Consider the following 18,233-nt stretch of genomic DNA (forward strand, 5'->3'; position numbering starts at 1 on the left):
TCCTGGAGGATTCAGGACGGAGTGTTTGCCGGCAGTCCCAACGCCATTACCCAGACCACGGATGGATATCTGTGGATCGGAACCGATGCAGGATTGATGCGCTTCGATGGCGTACGCTTCGTTCCATGGGCTCCGGCGAACGGACAACATCTGTTTCCCTCGAGCAGTATCTACTCTCTTCTGGGAGGAAGCGACGGAAGCCTATGGATCGGAACCGGCAGCAACCTGGCCCGCCTGAAAGACGGCAACCTGACCAACTACGCCAATGGCCTGGGCCGTATCGATTCCATCATCGAAGATCACAGGCATGCGATCTGGATAGCCCGCACGCGATCGAGGGACGAAGGCGGCCCCATCTGTGAGGTGACAGGGCCCAGGCTTCACTGTTACGGCAAGGCGGACGGCGTCCCAATTCCCTACTCCAATCCACTTGTGGAAGATGGCGGAGGCAATCTCTGGATCGGCGCGGCCGAAGGCGCGGCCAGCTGGCGACCTGGATCGTCGACTCTCTATGTACCTAAAGGATTGAAAACGGCAAAAGGCCTCAGCGGCGTTACATCCCTGGCAACCGGGGCAGACGGCAGCATGTGGGTGGGTATCGACCGGCACGGCAGGGGGGTGGGTTTGCAACAGCTGATCCATGGCAGATGGAAGCCCTTTGTCACCCCGGAACTGGATAGCTCGACACTGAGCGTGATGAGCCTGCTCCGGGATCGGGAGAATGCGCTTTGGGTCGCGACGCTGAACAACGGCATCTATCGACTTCACAACGGAAAGGTAGATCGGTTTGGCGCTGTCGATGGCCTTTCCGGCAACACTGTGAGTGGTTTCTATGAAGATCGAGAAGGCAACATGTGGGTGGCAACTCCGGAAGGGATCGATTGCTTCCGCAATCTGCGTGTTGTCAGTTTTTCGCCGCGCGAAGGGCTGACCGATTATTCCGTCGAATCGGTGCTGGCTACGCGCGAGGGAGACGTGTGGATCGGAAATTTCGGCGGCCTGGATCTGCTGCGAAACAATCATCTGTCTTCCATCCGGCAACGCCAGGGCCTGCCAGGTGTCAGGGTGACTTCGCTCCTTGAAGATCGCGCCGGGCGTTTGTGGTTAGGGGTGGACGACAAGCTTGAGGTGTACGAAGACCACGCCTTCCATCCGATAAAACGCAGCGACGGCTCTCAGATGGGAGCGGTCTTCGCAATGGCCGAAGACCGTGACGGAAGCATCTGGGTGGAGGGGTTAACAAGACCCACCCAGCTTCTTCGCATCCGCGACCGCCAGGTAAGCGAGGAATTCACGCTGCCTCCCGGGGTGGGAGCGGGGGCTCTTGCACCCGATCCCGAAGGAGGTTTCTGGCTGGGCATAACCGGTGGAGATCTGGCCCGGTACTGGAATGGCAGATTAGAGATCTTTCGCTCCGGCGCCTCGGCGAATAGCGCCGTTCGCCAGGTTTCGGTCGAGCCGGACGGCACGGTATTGGCCGCAACATCAGTTGGACTCCTCATGTGGAAGGATGGAAAGTTCCACACTCTCACTGCGAGCAACGGGCTTCCGTGTGAAGGGGTGTTCAGCTTCGTCCTGGATTCCCATGGAACTCTATGGCTCTACACCCGGTGTGGAGTGGTTGAGATTGCCGCCGTGGAGTTCGAAAGGTGGCGAAAAACACCGGATGCTCGCGTGAACGCCAGGCTCTACGATTTCCAGGACGGGGCGAGGCCGGCGATGGCATCCTTTCATCCACGCGCCTCCCTTACACCCGACGGGCGCCTCTGGTTTGCCACGAGTGTCGTGGTGCAAATGGTGGACCCCAATAATCTCGCGCTGAATACCATTGTGCCGCCGGTGCATGTGGAGGAGATGATTGCGGATCGAACGAGCTATCCGGTTCAGCAGGGACTACGCCTGCCTCCACGCACGCGACAGATCGAGATCGACTACACGGCACTGAGCTTCGACGCGCCGAAAAAGGTGCGTTTTCGCTACAGACTAATAGGCTACGATACGGACTGGCAAGAACCGGGGGCGCGGCGGCAGGCGTTTTACAGCGATCTTCGCCCCGGAAAGTATCGCTTCCATGTGATCGCCTGCAACAGCGACGGCCTCTGGAACGATGTCGGCGCCGACCTGAATTTCGTCGTGCTGCCGGCCTGGTACCAGACCAGATGCTTTTTGCTTTTGTCGATTGCCGCTGGGATATGTGCCGTCTGGATCTTCTATCGCCTGCGGGTGGAGCAGATAGCCAGAGCGATCGGCGTCCGGTTTGACGAACGGCTGGCCGAGCGCACTCGCATCGCGCGAGATCTTCACGACACCTTCCTGCAGACTGTCCAGGGAAGCAAGTTGGTTGCCGACGACGCCCTGGATGAGTCGAGCGATCTGGCCCGAACCCGCCGCGCCCTGGGACAATTATCGGTTTGGCTCGAACAGGCGACACAGGAGAGCCGAGCCGCACTGAATTCCCTGCGCACTTCGACTACGGAAAGAAACGACCTTGCCGAGGCTTTCCGGCGGGCGCTCGACGACTGTCGCACCTTGAAATCCATTGCGGTGACTTTTTCCTCGCCTACGCCTGCGAAGGAAATGCATCCCATCGTCCGTGATGAGGTCTACAGAATCGGCTATGAAGCTATTCGCAATGCCTGCAAGCATTCTGAGGCCAGCCAGTTGACCGTGGAACTGAGCTACTCGCAGGATTTCTCTGTGCGTATCCACGACAACGGCATCGGAATTGACCCGGCTGTCGCGTCCGTAGGAAAAGAAGGACATTTCGGGCTGCAGGGTATGCGCGAACGTGCCTCCCGCATCGGAGGCAAGCTCACGATCGTGAGCGCCCCGAACTCGGGAACCGAAGTTACATTGACGGTTCCCGGCCGCATCGTATTCCGCAGAGCGCACCGATCTCTATAGGGAAATCGGCTTGGCGCTGCCAATCATTGCTCACCTGCAACGCGATCTGTGGCGTACAACCTCACGCGATACACATGAACTTCATGAGGAGCCATGGCAAGCTGCCGCCCCTGGTTCGATTGATCGCCATTCAAGCGGCGAGCAACAGTCCAGTTCCCTGCCACTCGATTGACTTCCTCGATGCTTGCAATGCCGCTTTGCTTGTTGTCTACGTCGGGATCACGAAAGAAGTTAACGGTGAGCCCGGAACCGGCGATGTAGAACTCATTCGGAGACGCCTCTACAACCATCATGGCGCCATCGTCTTCCAGCAGAGCCTTAGCCGGCCAGGATCGCGAGAGCGCGGCTTCGAAGAGATAACCGCCGAGCGAGACTGTCTGCGTCGGCCGTGGGCTATCGCTGTGAAGCACAAGGCCACGCGTGCGGTTGGCAGCCTGTGCGGGGATGAGCATGTCGCTCATGCTCTCCAGCGCTGCGAAGACCTCCTCAACACTCGGCCCGGTCTTGCCTTGAGAACCACTCTGCAGGCTGTCGACTCCGAAGGGCGAGAAACCGAAGGCCTTGGCTTCTCCGTAGGCATAGAACGCATTGTAGGGAGCAGCTTCGAGGCGAGCCTCGGGAACGAAGACGGGATTTCCTTTGAACCTGTAGCGATCGATCCAATAAGCGAAGTTCGGCCAGTAAATATCGGGAGAATAGAAGTCGAGGACCGGCGCTGTGACGCGGTAAACCTCAAGGTAGTAAGGATGAGGTCCTCCGCTGGGATACTCCCCGGCGCGCTCGCTGGGAGCGGGCAGCTGACAGTTCGCATACATGAGCAGCGGATAGGCCTTTTTGCCGGCGGTCGCGACGATCTGAATATATCGGGCATAATTCCAGGCCATAAATACTTCATCCGCGGAGTCGCCGAAGACCTCCTGCCAGGTGTGGCCCTGCGGATCGAAATGAGCGCGCAGTTCGGGAGAAAATGAATCGCGATTGGCTTCGAGACTCCGCATCAACTCCGCGGGAACATTGCTCTCAAACAAGCGATTCGCGGCTGCGGAACGATCACGGCCCCGGCCGAGGTAGCCCACTTCGTTTTCCGCCTGGACCATCAGCACCGTTTGCTTATCCTGATCCTTCTCACGGACGTGATTCATGAGAGTGGTGAAAGCACGGCTGTCGGATTTCAAAGTTTCAGATCCCAGCGTCGAAAGTATTTCGAGCTGTGCGCCGTCGGCAGAGATCGCACGCGGAAATCTTCTGTTATCCGCCTTCACCCATGCGGGTGCGTAGTTGGAGAAGGCATTCTTCCAGCTGCCGAACCACAGAATGACCAGGTGCAGGTGCTGCTCCCGCGCTACGTCGATCCAGTGATCGAGAATGCTGAAGTCGAAGTTTCCTTCCGTGGGCTCGATCTGCTCCCATGCCACCGGCATGAGCACGGTGTTCAGGTGCATGCTCGCGAGCTTGGGAAGAATGCTGTCGGCCTGCTCCGCGGTTCCCGCCGAAGAGTTGCCCAGCTCTCCACCGAGGATCAGATAAGGCTTTCCCTGCACCAGCAGCTGGCCGCCGGTGGCGGTCTTGGCGATGGTGGGCAGCTCCGCCGCGCTGGCGAGCAGCGCGCCACTCAGGAAACAGGCAATGCAGATGGCTCGAAATACCCTATAGGCCAAAGAGCGATCTCCTAACGTTTGCACTTCACAAAAATGGCGGAGTGGTCCGAAAACCGCCTCCGCCGTAGATTACTGTACGCCTTGCTAGCTAGAAGGTGAGTCGTCCGCTCAGTCTCAAAGTCCGGTCGGCATTGGAGGTGGTAATGACTCCGAAGCCGCCGGAAGCAATGTTGGCGGAGGGGTTGGCGAACTGCGGCGTGTTGGTCGCATCGAAGGTCTCGGCTACGAAATCGAAGCCCACAGCGTCGTGGATCGGGAATGTCCGCTTGAGGCTTAGATCGAGGTCGAACAATCCGGGACCTCTCACACTGTCACGGCCGGAATCACCGAAGCGCGGAGTCGTGACTCCAGTCGCCGTCGAAACGTCGGTGAATGCGTTCGGGTTGATATACTGGCGGTTGCCGTTGACATTGCTGCCAAGCACCGCCTTGACGTTGTAGTTGCGATCTGCAAGCTGGGTATTGCCGGGCGCATTCAACAGGCCGCTCGAAGCGGTCACGTTGAACGGCGCACCGCTCACACGGCTGAGGACGGTGCTGAGCTTCCATCCGCCGGCGATGTATGCCAGAGGACCGCTCGATAGAAACATCTGCCCCTTGCCGAAAGGCAGCGAATAGATGGTCCACCATTCCAGGTTGTGTTTGCGGTCGTAGCCGGCCAGAGCCCAATTGCGATTCCAGAAAGTCGGATAGGCAAAAACGAGGCCGTTGGCTTCGCTGTTATCGGCTGCGTCCATGGACTTCGAGAAGGTGTAAATGAGACCCGTGGAGCCGAGCTTCGCGCTGGTGCGAGTGAGCTGCGCCTGCAAACCGTTATAGTTCGAGCCACGAAACGGCTGGAGCGAGTTGATATCGGTGTTGTTGGTGTTCGGTCCGAATGTCGTATTCAACAGCCGGCCCGCAGTCCCACCGCCCGGAGGAGCAGCGTTGATGTTGACGTCGCTCTGCTGCCGCACCGCTTCCGTTCCAACATAGGTGACGTTGGCAACGAGTTGGAACGGGAACTGTCTCTGCACCGCCAGGTTGTAGCTGTGGATGTATCCGCGGCGGAAATCTTTAGGAATCGTCGCCGTGGAAATATTCGTGCCTAGGGGCAGCGCGCCGAGGGTGATGTTCGGCAGAGCCAGGGCAGGAATACCGACCTGGGTCGTTGTGCTCTGTAGTCCGGCATTCAGGCTGGTCGCCGGAATGTAGCTGTTGGCGCCGTTGATGTTGGTCGCTACTTCAGCCGGATATGACTGAAGCAGATTTCTGAGAGTATCGGGATCGGTGGTGATGCCGTAGCCGGCGCGGATGACGGTCTTGTCGTCCAGGCTATAGGAAAGACCCAGGCGCGGAACGATCATTCCCCAGCCGTTCGAGGTAAATGCGTGTTGCGGGATGCCGCCTTCGCCGCCGATGAGCACCGTTCCTACAGTGTGCGTTCCGAGTGAATCGGTCACGGTCGACAGAACACTGGGATCGTAGCGCACCGTGCCGAAGTGATCTCCCACAGGCAAGGGGTAGTACTCGTAACGAAGGCCGTAGTTGAGGGTCAGTTTAGGCGAGACCTGGTAGGTGTCCTGCCCATAGAACGCGAAGGTGGAGTAGCGCAGCGCTTCTGGATCGAAGGTCTGCACGCTCTTCTGGTAATTGTCGGCCTGGCCGAGCAGGAAGTCCGCGAACGAATTGACGTCGCTCAGCGATCCTCCCGAAGGAGCAGTCGCTCCGCCCGAGAATACGAAGGTCCCGCGCCCCGTTGTCTGCGTGCCTGATCCGGGCTGGAAGTGATTGATGGCTGCGTGAAGATACTCACCACCGAAGCGCACCGAATGCGTGCCACGCACCCAGGTTGCGTTTACGTTGCCGGTGTACTGGTTGTCGCGGAAGGTGAAGGGACTGCCGGAGTTGGCATTTCCCAGCGAGGCATAGGTTGTGAAGAAGAACGCGGGGATGCCGCCGTACTGCTGCTGGCCGTTGTTGTTGGTCCCGGGGATCTTCAGGGTATTTACGCCGTAGTCGCCGAGCCCGATGTCGCCGGCCTGGGCTCCGAGTCCCTGCCGTGTGTAGCCCGCATTGGCATCCATAGTGAAGTTGGTGGAGAACGCATGCGTCGCGCCCAGGCCGACGTTCTGGATACGTCCCGTCGCAGTACCGGGCTGGCCGCCGTCAAATGTGCCGCCGCCCGGATTGGGTCCGAAGACCTGGGGATCGCTGATGGTATCGGGCGAGATGCTGTAATGGCCGAAATAGCTGGTGTTCTGCGTCGGCACGTACGTCACCTTCGCATCGTAGTTCGAGCGCACGAATGCGTTGGTGCCCGCGCCGAAGTAATTGTTGACCAGGGCTCCGGCTCCGCCGGTATTCGGCAGGGGCAGATTCTGCAGCAGGATGGCCGCAGCAGGAGCGATCCGGTTGGCGGGAACCATGTCCCCGGCGAATGCGGTCTTCCCTATGCCGGTAGCGGTGCCGGTGGCAGGATCGAAAATCTGCGATCCGGTGTTCGCGAAGTTGCCGGCTCGCATATCCGCCGTCGGAACCGAGAAGATTCCGTTCACGGATTTATCCACCGAGACGCGGTCGTAATCGAAGAAGAAGAAAAGCTTGTTCTTGAGGATCGGGCCGCCGATTGCGCCGCCGATTTCGTTGTAAATGTTCTTCTGGAGAACGCCCGTTCGATTCTGCCAGGCCTGGGCGTTAAACTGCGCGATGGAGTTGTACTCCCAGGCGCTGCCGTGGAACTGGTTGGTGCCGCTTTTGATGGTTACGTTGATGGCCGAGCCGCCGGCCGCACCCTGCTCCGCATTGAAGCTTCCGGTGACGACGTTGATGCTCGAGATGCCGTCCGTCGGCGGCAGATAGGCGACCAGATAGGGCAGCCACGGATAGGCATCGACAGCGCCATCGATCCTGGTGGTGTTGGTGGCGTTGGAAATTCCGTTGACGTTGACGGCCTGCGAGCGCTGCGGATTCGAACCCGCCGAATTCTGTTCCGCCGGCGGAGTCGAGCCGGGAACCAGGCGATAGAGGCTCTCGAAGTTGCGCCCCGTCGACGAGGTCGTGGGAAGATCCGTGACCTGCTGCTCGGAGAGGTTGTAGTTCACATCAGCGGTCTGGGTCTGCAGCACCGGCGGAGCCGTGGTGACGGTTACCTCCTGGCTGGTTGAGCCCACCTTGAGTTGCACGTTCACGCGCTGCGACGTGTTGGGCAACAGTTCGATGCCGCCCTGCTGCAGCGGAGCAAAGCCGGATGCGCTGGCCGTGACCTGGTAGGTGCCGGGAATCAGATCGTTGAAGAGATATATGCCCTCGGCGTTGCTCGTAGCTTCGCGCTCCACTCCCGTTGCGACATTCAGAGCCTTTACCGTCGCTCCCGGGATGGCCGCTCCGGATGGGTCGGTCACATTGCCGGTGAGCGTACCGTAAAGAACCTGCGCAAAGCCGCTGCTCTCCGCGATCATCCCCGTCATCAGGATCAGCACCACCCACACGGCGCACGCCGACGCGACACGGCGCAGCGAAAATTTCGACAAAGCCGTGCTGGAGGAAACTGCTGCATTGCGGCTGGGGTGAGCCGCTCCTGACCAGGTCCGGACTTCGGACCGCTTCGATTCACTCTGTTGCATCATTACTGTCCTCTCAAATCAACCGCTATGGCACTCCACTTATTCCGAACAGATTTCTTCGTGGAAGACCGGTGAAGGCATAGAAGCGTCATCTTCTTATGCCTCACGAACGTTATTCAAAAAAGGGGACGGTTGGCATGGTACAGATGTACTGGGTCTGAAGGCGCCGATGATGGAATAAAAACGTATCCGCAGGTACAGGGATAATGATTAAAGGAGAACTAGCGCTGCCCTATTCGGATGCGACCATATTCCGCAGCCGAAAAGAATCGCCGATGAAGATTTCGAAGTCTATCCTGATGTCTCTGGCCGCCGTGCTGATGGCCCTTCCACTCGCATGCCGCAAGCAATCGCCTGCTGTCGCCATCATCCCGCGCACCACGGCAACCCTGCTTTGGGAGCCAATGCACCTGGGCGCAGTGGAAACGGCGCGGGCGAAGGAGATCCAGATTTATTGGAACGCGCCCGCGGATGAGGGTGACAGCGAACGTCAGCTCGGCATATTGAAATCGTGCGCGGCTGGCAAGTATCGAGGAATCATTTTTGCGCCGGATGAAACATTGGACTCGCGCAGTGCCGTTCTCGATCTGGTCCGCCGCCGCATTCCTGTGGTCCTGGTCGACGACGAGCTCGGACCACCGGCCGGACCATTTCTCTCCTATGTCTCGAACGACGAAACCAAAGGCGCAGAACTGGCGGCAGCAAGAGTGGCCTCCATCCTTCGTGGCCACGGCTCGATTGCCGTCATCGGCATCAGTCCACGCAGCGAAAGCGGAGTATCCCGCGAAGAGGCGTTTGAGAAAGCGCTGAGCCAGGCCGCACCTGATGTGCAGATCAGCGACAGGCGCTTTGGCGACACCGTCGTCGCCCACCAGCAACAGATTGCGCAGCAGATTCTTCACGCGCCGGATCGTGTGGACGCGATCGTCGCGTTGACCGCGACGGCGACACGCGGCGCATACTATGCCCGAACCGCCAGCGTGCCGCACTCTTCCGTTCCGATTGTCGGGTTCGACCAGGACGCGCTGCTTCCGCTTCGATCGGGAGATGTGGACTCGGTGGTGGTGCAGGACACGCGCACCATCGGGCAGACTGCCATGGCGAATCTCGACGCACAGATGCGCGGCGAAAAAACTGCGCCGCTCACACTGGTGGCTCCGCTGCTGATGACCCGGGAGACCGTCGATTCCCCCGGCATCCGCCATCTGTGGCAGTTCGCCGACTATTCCTGGGAGCAGCAGGGAACCGACAAACAATGATGGGATCAACGGTGAAAGAAGCAGAGGTGAAAAGACCAGCTCGTAGTATCAGGGCGAAAGTATGGCTGGCGGCGGGTCTCTTTCTTTTGACTGCATCGATCTTTGCCGGAGTTCTGGCCGCGCACTGGCACGCCAACCGGGAGTGGCAGCGCACGCTGGCGGGATCTTATTTTTCTCGCGCGGATAGGTGGATCGCGCTGGGAGGCACCTGGACGTCCAACGCAGCGCAGATCCAAAACAACTCGGAGGAGCGAGGGGCAAAGCTGATCGCGCGCACAGGCAACTGGAAGGACTTTCAGGTGCAAGCCGATCTGCAGATCGCGGAGCCATTCGGCGAAGCGGGCCTCATCGTCCGGTCTCATGGAGAAGAGGAGGGTGTCGATGCGTATCACGGATATTTTGCCGGCGTCCGCACCATGGATTCGTCGATTGAACTGGGCCGCGCCGATTTCGGATGGCGCTCGATGGCCCATTCGAAGCTCCCTGCCAACGCGGATCCTCACCAATGGCTGCATCTGCACGTTGTCGCCGTCGGATGCAGGATAGGATTCGAAGTCACTTTACCCGATGGCGCATCGACGACCTCGCTGGTCGACGATGCGGACTGCATTGCATCCGGCAGCTTCGGACTTCGCTCTTACCTCACCAGTGCGAAGTGGAGGAATCTCCAGGTTTCAAGCGCCACGGAGCAAGACTTGACGCAGATGGAGCAGCAGTCGAAGGCCGGCATCAATCTGCACGATCTCTTGCTTACCGAGCCGTCCGATCCGGCCAGCGCGGAGCTCTACACCACATCGATGCGCGCAGAAGCCAGAAGGCATGAGACACAGCCGGGGGTAACGCCAATCGGCGATTTCCGGTTGTCGCCGGGACGACATTCGAACGTCACGATTCAGGGCGTGATCATCTCCACTCCACCACTCGCCGATATCCAGGACGATTCTGGATCGCTTATTGCCCTCAACGTCGATCCTCGCGTATCGCTCAAGCTGGGCGACGTTGTCGAGGCGCAAGGGACGGTCATTTCGGAGCGCTTCCGCAGCCAGCTTGAAGATGCGAAGATCCGCGTGCTCTGGTCCGATACACCGGTTCCTCCTTTGGCGGTAACGGCTGCGCAACTGACCGGCGGCACCTATCGCGGACGCTTCGTCGAAGTCGAAGGCACGCTCATCTCGACCGAGTCCCAGCCCGGCGGATACGAACTCACTTTGCAGGATGGCGACCAGACCTTTCGCGCGCTTGGCTCGCTCGATTTCCGACTCGACCCCGCCCGCCTGGAACCCGGCAGCCGCTTGCGCTTGCGAGGGACAGCCACTTCACTGGATCAATTTACGCACGGCATCTACCCCTTCACCGTGATCACCGATCGTGTCGATGTAGTCAGCGGACCGCCGTGGTGGTCTCTCGATCGCATCGCGTGGCTGGTGCTCGGCTGCATCCCGCTGTTCGTCTGCTTCCAGTGGATTCTGCATCGCATTCAGGCGTGGCACACGCGATCTTTGCTGCGCGAGCGCGAAGAGCTTGCATTCGAGATGCACGACACCCTCGCCCAGAGCTTTACGGGAATCGCTTATCAGCTGCAGGCGGCGAAGATCGAGCAGCGCGGAGAACGGGCCATACGGACGCATATTCAGAACGCGCTCGATATGGTTCACGCGAGCCACAGAGATGCGAGCCGCACCATCAGCGCACTGCGGCCCCAATACCGGCAGGCCTCCGACATTGTTGCAGCGCTCAAAGAGCTGGCAGAGAGGCTGAGCGACGGAGGTGACCTGCGCATCAAGACGCAGGTGGAGGGCAAGAATGCGAATCTGCCGCTGGCGGTCACGGATGCGCTGTTTCGTATCGGCCAGGAAGCGGTCACCAATGCGGTTCAACACTCCGGCTGCCGAACCCTCGATACTCGCCTCAAGCTGATGCGGAGCGAAGCGCAATTGACCGTTCGCGATGATGGGTGCGGAATCGTGAATGAGGAACAGGAGCACGGGTTCGGGATTGCCGGCATGAAGAGCCGGGCGGCGAAAGTTCACGCACACTTTGATATTGTCACAACGCCGTTTCAAGGCACGTGCGTCACGGTCACGGCTCCGCTCCAGATCGCGCATGGTTTGATCGCTACCCTGCGTGCTATTCTGAGCCCTGAGCGCTGAGCGTTTGGTTGAAACATGTCCCCCGATTTATTTGAGAGAAGCTCAGTTGCAAGCGGCGGCAGCACACCTCCCGCGGAAACATCCTCTCGCAAAATTCGTCTCCTTCTCGTCGACGATCATCCCGTGGTCCGCTTCGGGTTATCGGCTTTGCTCGGGCTGCAAACGGACCTGGAAGTCGCTGGAACCGCCGATGGCGGTCTGACCGCTCTCGCGTTCCTCGAGCACACGCCGATCGATGTCATCCTGCTGGACCTCCGCATGCCCGATCTCTCCGGCATTGAAACCCTCAAGCGTATCCGGGAGATTGCGCCTCGCACGCGTTCCATCATCCTGTCGAGCTTCGAGTACGACGAAGAGATCAATGCCGCGGTGAAGGCCGGTGTCCAGGGATTCGTTCACAAGCAAGCTCCTGCCGAAGACATCCTGCGCGCGATTCGAACCGTACATGCCGGCAAGCAGGCCTTTCCGCGGCGCATCGCCGAGCGGATCGCCAACAACGGCATGACTGCGGGATTAAGCACACGAGAGCGAGAGATTCTGGAGCTGGTCGCCAAAGGACTCACCAACAAAGAGGTTGCCGGCGCGCTGGGCATCAGCCAATTTACGGTGAGAAATCACCTCAATCACATCACGGACAAGCTCGAGGTCTGCGATCGGACCGAAGCCATCTTCATCGCGATGCAAACCGGCCTCATCACCTTGTCCTGACTGCGCGGATGTTCGGCTACACCGGTTTCTCAAGAAGCCGCGGCACCTCGCATGGCGTGAGAGCTCCCATCACAGTGCGAGAAGGCCGGGCGAAAGTATCGTCGCGAACACGGCCCATTGGGTCATGCGGGAGCGGCAGCCGCAACAGCCGACGCCTCATTGCAAACTGTAATCGCAGACCCGCAATTTCCAGATGCCGCCTTCCGTTATGGCGGTCTTGACAACCGTTTCTGGCTCCCCTAAGTTTGCTTGGAAGTGTAAATTATCGTAAGAAAACGAAAGAAACGGCAATGCTGACTGTTGCCGAACCGAAGGGATCACTCCATGACGAGCACCGCGCCCGCAGACGTCCAGAAGCTAATCCGTCCGCTGAAAAGCAGTATCAAGCGCCTGCTTCAGGAGCTGGTGAGAACCAACAGCGTAGCCATTCTTAGCGGCGGCGATGAGATGGCAGCGCAGCGAGTGCTGCAAGGCTTTTTCCGCGATCAGGGCATTCGCGCCGAGCTTTATGACACCGCGTTTATTACAGATTCGGGATTCGCGCAGGTGCGGAAAAACAAGTCGTACGTGGGCCGCAAGAATCTGAGCGTGCGTCTGCAGGGCTCCGGCCGCGGAAAGAGCCTGCTGCTCAATGGGCATATCGATACGGTCCCTGCGGGCAAGGGGGCGTGGTCGCGCTCGCCGTGGTCAGGACAGTTTTCGCAGGGCCGCATCCATGGTCTGGGATCTTTTGACATGAAGGCCGGCCTGGCCGCCAACGCCGCGATGGTCTGCGCCCTGAAGCGTGCCGGCATCAAAACCGGCGGAGATATTTTCTTCGAGTCAGTTGTGGATGAAGAGTGGGGCGGCGGTGGCGGAACCATCGCGGCGCGTCTGCGCGGCGATACGGCAGATGCCTGCGTGATTCCTGAAGGCACGCAACTCGAGATCTATCGTGCGACGCGCGGCGGCTTCGTAGTCGACCTGGTGGTCGACGCGGGAGATCCCTCCGGTTATTTCTCAACCGCGGAGGTGGTGAGCCCGGCGATGCCGATCGGCCGGTTGTTAGGGTGGGTGGCGGAACTCGCAAAGAAGCGGAGCAAGCTGAAATCGAAGAGCGCCTACAAGAAATTCGCCGACCCCGTGCCGGTGCAGGTGCTGGCAGTCGAATCGAATCGCCTCGACGCCGATGTGCCGCTGAGTGTGCCGTCGCGTGCGACCGTGCGCGTGTATCTGCAGTTTCTTCCTGAAGAAGATGTCGACGCGATCATTGCATCGCTGCGGCGGCAGCTTGAAACCTTCTGCGCCTCCGACCCATTCTTTGCGAAGTATCCGGTGCAGTGGCTGCCTCTGATCGGCGGCCCGCTCTACGGACACGAAGTCGCGAGCGATCATCCCTGGCTGCAATGCATGGAACAAAGCGCGGAAAGGGTTCTGGGCAAAACTGCGATCACCACGGCAGCGCCTTATCCTTGCGATGCCGGGCTGATCCATCGCGACTTCGGCATTCCCACGCTACTCTTCGGGCCTTGCGGAGCAGGCGCGCACAATCCGGATGAGTATGTCGAATTCGATTCCGTAATCAAGACAGCCGAGGTGCTGCTCACGGCTGCGCTTTCATGGGCAAACGGATAAGGCTGACTGAGTCGACCTATACTTAAGCCTCGCAAGCCGCGATGTAGGGATCGAGAGCACCGCCAATCGCGTCGAGAATGAGCGCCAGCGGCTGATTGCTCAGCGTGCCGGCTCGCACCTTGCCATACTGTAGGGGCAGATAATCGCTCAGCATGGTCTCCGGTATTCCTTGAGCCTTCAGGTTCGAAACCAGCTTTTCCACCGCCGCTCCCGCTTCGGAATCATTCCAGTAATAACGGATGCGATCGCTGTAACTATGCACGCGAAGCCGGCGCTGCTCTTCCGGCGTCCCGGAATAATATTTCTTCCACTGAGCCGGATGCTGCAGCATGACCGCTTCCATCCGCTCGCGCAGATGAGACTGCTCCGCCGGCGGCACGGTCTCCTGTTCGATGGTCGCGAGGGCATACAGAGCCTGGCGCATGGCGTAGGTCAGTCCCGGCCCCACCTTAAGAATCGCGAAGCCATCGCGCACCAGCTCTGACAAGGCCTCAGGACGTTGATAGTCCGTCGAGTGAGCCTCGAAGATCAGTCCGAGATGATGGGCGAGCATCGCTGAGAGCGGCTTCGCTTTTTCCGGCTCATAGTCTTCCACTCCGTCGTGCCCGAACTCGACACCGGGCTGCACCACCAGTGCGATCACGCGTTGCCATGCCTCATCGAGCCCGGCCTGCGTGAAGGCCTGCCGATGCAGAGCGAGAGCCTGCTCCGCTGCTTCCGGCGATGTTACGGCCAGCTCCATCTCCTCGGCAGCGCCGCCCGGCGTGGGCACCTCGGTGCCGATGATGTAGACCAGCGGAGTTCCCTGCGCAACTTCCTCTGCGGCAGCGCACAATGCGGCCGCTCGTTGAGCGATCACGTCATCCGGCAGCGGGTGCGGATCGTCCACGCACGCCATGCTCGCATCCAGATGAATCTTGGTGTAGCCCTCGCGAACGAACAGCCGGACCATCTCCAACGCATTTGTCATCGCGTCGGTGGCATTCAGGTGCTGCCATGGAAAGGGTCCCAGGTGATCTCCGCCCAGCAGAATGCGGTTCTCCGGAAATCCAGCCTCCGCCGCAATCTCGTGCACCAGCTTACGGAAGTCTCCCGGCTTCATGCCGGTGTAACCGCCGAACTGGTTCACCTGATTGCAGGTGGCCTCGATCAGCAAAGGCCCCGCAGCGGAGAGATGCCGCCGCATCGCGGCCTCCAGCACCCACGGGTGCGCGGAGCAGACGGAATAGATGCCACGCTGGCTGCCAACCGAGCGCTTTTGCGCAAGTTCAAGAAGATAGTGGGACATGAGCGAGATTCTCCACAAATGCGTATCGTAATAAAACGTAATATATATGCATCAATCGAAATTTAGAAGATTCGGTCGAGACTTTTCACTTTCCTGGCTGCATATCCCAGTGAAATCGCTTAGGAATAGCAAAATAACGCGGTTTGCGCATCTGTCTCAGCGGGTCGGTTGTGGTTCCGGCAGTCGCAGACAAGATTAGTATTGGCGCAATTCCGTAATGACTGGTAATAATACGGAATCCAATCACTCATTGGAACGGAAGACTGCAATCCCCGGCCCGGACCATCTCTCACGCCGCCGCAAACGAGGACTTCTCTTGAAAACAGCTGTTCCCTCTACGGAAGTTCACCCAGGAACCGAAGCCGTGAGTTTGCGGCGCTCACTGAAGCTCTGGCACCTGATCCTCTACGGCATCATCATCATTCAGCCCACGGCTCCGATGAGCATCTACGGCGTCGTCAGCAACGCCGCGCGGGGACATGTGGTCACGACTATTCTGGTGGCGATGGTCGCCATGCTCTTTACCGCCGTGAGCTACGGGCGAATGGCGCGAGTCTACCCCAGCGCCGGATCGGCATACACTTACGTTGCCAAGGAGCTGCATCCCCTGGGCGGTTATGTGGTCGGCTGGTCCATGCTGATGGATTACATGCTCAACCCCATCATCTGCGTGGTGTGGTGCAGCGTGGCCGCGCAGGATATCTTCCCCGCGATTCCCTATGCTGCCTGGGTTTTGGCGTTTGTCATCGTATTCACCGCACTCAATCTGCGCGGCGTGCAGAGCTCGGCGCGCGTCAATGCCTTCCTCGCCCTTGGCATGAGCATCGTGGTCGTCATCTTCCTGGCCTATGCGTTTCACTACATCGCCACTGTGATGCGGCCCATCGGCGGAGCATGGCTGACGCCGTTTTACGATCCCACCACTTTCTCTGCGCGCCGGCTATTTCAAGGAACCTCCATCGCCGTGTTGACTTACATCGGTTTCGATGGCATCTCGACCATGTCCGAAGAGGTTGAGAATCCGCAGCGCAACATCATGCTTGGAACCGTCTTCACCTGCCTCGCCATCGGACTGCTATCAGCCGTTGAGGTGTATGCGGCTCAGCTTGCGTGGCCCACTCGCACTCCCTTTCCCGCCGCGATGGAGGACACCGCATTTGTTCACGTAGCCCTGCGCGTGGGCGGCAGATTTCTCTTCCTGCTGTTAAATGGAACTCTGCTGGTTGCAAATATGGGGTCGGGCATCGCGGCTCAATTCGGCGCGGCGCGCCTGCTCTATGGAATGGGCCGCGAAAATGCTCTGCCGCAGAAATTCTTCGGAGTACTCAGTCCGAAAACTGCAATTCCCCGGAACAACGTTCTCCTGCTTGGGCTGGTGACTCTCACCGGATCTTTCCTTCTCAGCTTCGAGCGCGGAGCCGAGCTGCTGAACTTTGGAGCGTTCATCGCCTTCATGGGCGTGAACATTGCCGCCCTGGTGCACTACAAATTCCGGTCGGGAGAAAAAGTCAAGCTGGCTGCAACCGTCCCCGTGCTCGGGTTCCTGGTCTGCGGATTTATCTGGCTCAACCTCAGCCACGCCGCGCAGTTGCTGGGGATCGCGTGGATCGCATTTGGTCTGCTCGTCTACTTCCTTATGCGCCGCACGAAGCCGCACAATTCTACGAACTCGCTCTCGCCGTCGTAATCGAACCATTCCATCCCACGATCTCTGGCGCTTGCTGCAATTTTGGCATCGTTTCCTGCATATCGATGTCCCTGATCCCGTTTCGCATGGACTCTGGGGGAGAGGTGGACGTGGACCTGCGAGCAAACGCCGGAATGATTTTTTTACTCGCGGGAGTGTCGCTCGCGGCGATCTCCTGCTCCCGTGTCGCGGCAAAGACTGAAGCCGATGCGGGAGAAGAGGTGCCGGTGCGTGCCGTCCGCGCGGTCACTCAGGATGTTCCGTTCGATATCGCAGCCGTGGGCAATGTGGAGTCGGTCGACAGCGTCGAGGTGAAGTCGCGCATCGCGGGGCAGGTGGAGCGCGTCGCTTTCCAGGAAGGGGAGAACGTAGCGAAGGGGCAGACGCTCTTCGCCATCGACCGGACGGCGCTCGAGCAGCAGGCTGCGGAACAGCGCGCGGAGCTGGCCCGCGATGCCGCGATGGAGGAGCAGGCACGCGCCATCGTCGCAAGAGACGCTGCATCCGAGAAGCATAGCCAATCCGAGGCGGATATTGCAGTGCAGCTCGGAAAGTTGGGAGTAATCTCCGGGCAGCGCGTCGATGAGCTGACTACGGCGCACGATACGGCAAGCGCCGGCGTGCACTCTGACCAGGCTGCCGTTACAGCCGCTGAGGCCACAAGAAATGCAGACCAGGCGCGTCTGGCCGAGACGCAGCTGCAGCTGAGCCAGACGAATGTGATCGCTCCGATCGCGGGGCGCGTAGGTGCAGCCATGGTAAAGGCGGGGAACATTGTCGCGAACGATGGCGCGACGCTGGTGATGCTGCTGCAAATGACGCCCATCGATGTCACGTTCGGCGTCCCCGAGCAGGTGCTGCCCGAGGTGCGGAGGCTGAATGCACAAGGGGCATTGACGGTGGAAGCAAGCCATAGCGGAGGCGCCTCCCAGGAGGGACGGCTGGCGTTCATTGACAACACCGTGGATGCCACGACGGGAACGATCCGGCTGAAGGCGATTTTTCCGAACACGGATGGGGCGCTCTGGCCGGGTGAATTTGTTCACGTGCGTCTTCGTTTGCGAGTCGATCCATCGCGAATCGTGATTCCGAATGCATCCGTCGAGGATGGCGTCAGGGGGAAATATGCGTGGCTGCTCTGTGGAGGCCGGGCTTGCATGACATATGTAACAGTTTCACGCACATATCTTCCGGAAGAAGGGCCGGAGCTGGCCGTAATTGGTAGCGGCGTTCGTTCCGGCGACATGGTGGTGACCGAAGGACAGCTGCGGCTTACATCCGGCGCGCGCGTAGCCGTGCTTGGCGGCAACGAGGAATCAAGCGGCCCCAGCGCGAGTACGGTTGCGAAATGACCGGCGGGA

Annotated in this window: 10 protein-coding genes; 7 read left to right on the plus strand and 3 right to left on the minus strand. The window is 59.6% G+C overall.

What is annotated here, in order from left to right:
* Positions 1–21: 21 nt before the first annotated feature.
* Entirely contained in the window at positions 22–2,904 is a 2,883-nt protein-coding gene (locus XX99_RS22215) for a sensor histidine kinase (protein ID WP_156186152.1), read from the plus strand.
* 23 nt (positions 2,905–2,927) lie between these two features.
* Here the strand turns inward: XX99_RS22215 and XX99_RS22220 are convergent, their stop codons facing one another.
* Together XX99_RS22220 and XX99_RS22225 are read right to left on the minus strand one after the other, a co-directional pair.
* Positions 2,928–4,562, minus strand: a complete 1,635-nt coding sequence (locus tag XX99_RS22220) for a GH35 family beta-galactosidase (RefSeq protein ID WP_050061610.1) — start codon at positions 4,560–4,562, stop codon at positions 2,928–2,930.
* 88 nt (positions 4,563–4,650) lie between these two features.
* Positions 4,651–8,169: a TonB-dependent receptor gene (locus tag XX99_RS22225; RefSeq protein WP_050061611.1), complete on the minus strand. Its 3,519-nt coding sequence runs from the start codon at positions 8,167–8,169 to the stop codon at positions 4,651–4,653.
* A 272-nt stretch (positions 8,170–8,441) separates the two neighbouring features.
* Here XX99_RS22225 and XX99_RS22230 point away from each other — a divergent pair, with 272 nt between their 5' ends.
* From XX99_RS22230 to XX99_RS22245, 4 genes are all read left to right on the plus strand, one after another.
* A complete protein-coding gene (locus XX99_RS22230; RefSeq protein WP_184084988.1) occupies positions 8,442–9,425 on the plus strand; it encodes a substrate-binding domain-containing protein in 984 nt (327 codons plus the stop codon).
* 86 nt (positions 9,426–9,511) lie between these two features.
* The gene (locus XX99_RS22235; RefSeq protein WP_184084985.1) at positions 9,512–11,575 is read left to right on the plus strand and encodes a sensor histidine kinase; all 2,064 of its coding nucleotides are present in this window, start codon (positions 9,512–9,514) and stop codon (positions 11,573–11,575) included.
* 15 nt (positions 11,576–11,590) lie between these two features.
* Positions 11,591–12,283, plus strand: coding sequence for a response regulator (locus tag XX99_RS22240; RefSeq protein WP_082125839.1), 693 nt, complete (start codon positions 11,591–11,593; stop codon positions 12,281–12,283).
* A gap of 324 nt (positions 12,284–12,607) precedes the next feature.
* Complete coding sequence (locus tag XX99_RS22245; protein WP_050061614.1) at positions 12,608–13,897, plus strand: M20 family metallopeptidase; 1,290 nt, start codon at positions 12,608–12,610, stop codon at positions 13,895–13,897.
* 22 nt (positions 13,898–13,919) lie between these two features.
* On the opposite strand, the gene XX99_RS22250 is transcribed toward XX99_RS22245, so the two are convergent.
* A complete protein-coding gene (locus XX99_RS22250) occupies positions 13,920–15,185 on the minus strand; it encodes a D-tagatose-bisphosphate aldolase, class II, non-catalytic subunit (RefSeq protein WP_050061615.1) in 1,266 nt (421 codons plus the stop codon).
* Positions 15,186–15,501: 316 nt separating this feature from the next.
* Here XX99_RS22250 and XX99_RS22255 point away from each other — a divergent pair, with 316 nt between their 5' ends.
* Both XX99_RS22255 and XX99_RS22260 read left to right on the plus strand, forming a co-directional pair.
* Complete coding sequence (locus XX99_RS22255; RefSeq protein ID WP_050061616.1) at positions 15,502–16,872, plus strand: APC family permease; 1,371 nt, start codon at positions 15,502–15,504, stop codon at positions 16,870–16,872.
* Between the two features lie 134 nt (positions 16,873–17,006).
* Positions 17,007–18,224 (plus strand): efflux RND transporter periplasmic adaptor subunit, encoded by a 1,218-nt coding sequence (locus tag XX99_RS22260; RefSeq protein WP_184084982.1) that lies wholly within the window; start codon positions 17,007–17,009, stop codon positions 18,222–18,224.
* Positions 18,225–18,233: the final 9 nt, after the last annotated feature.

The sequence above is a fragment of the Silvibacterium bohemicum genome, from assembly GCF_001006305.1.
GTDB classification, from domain to species: Bacteria; Acidobacteriota; Terriglobia; order Terriglobales; family Acidobacteriaceae; genus Silvibacterium; species Silvibacterium bohemicum.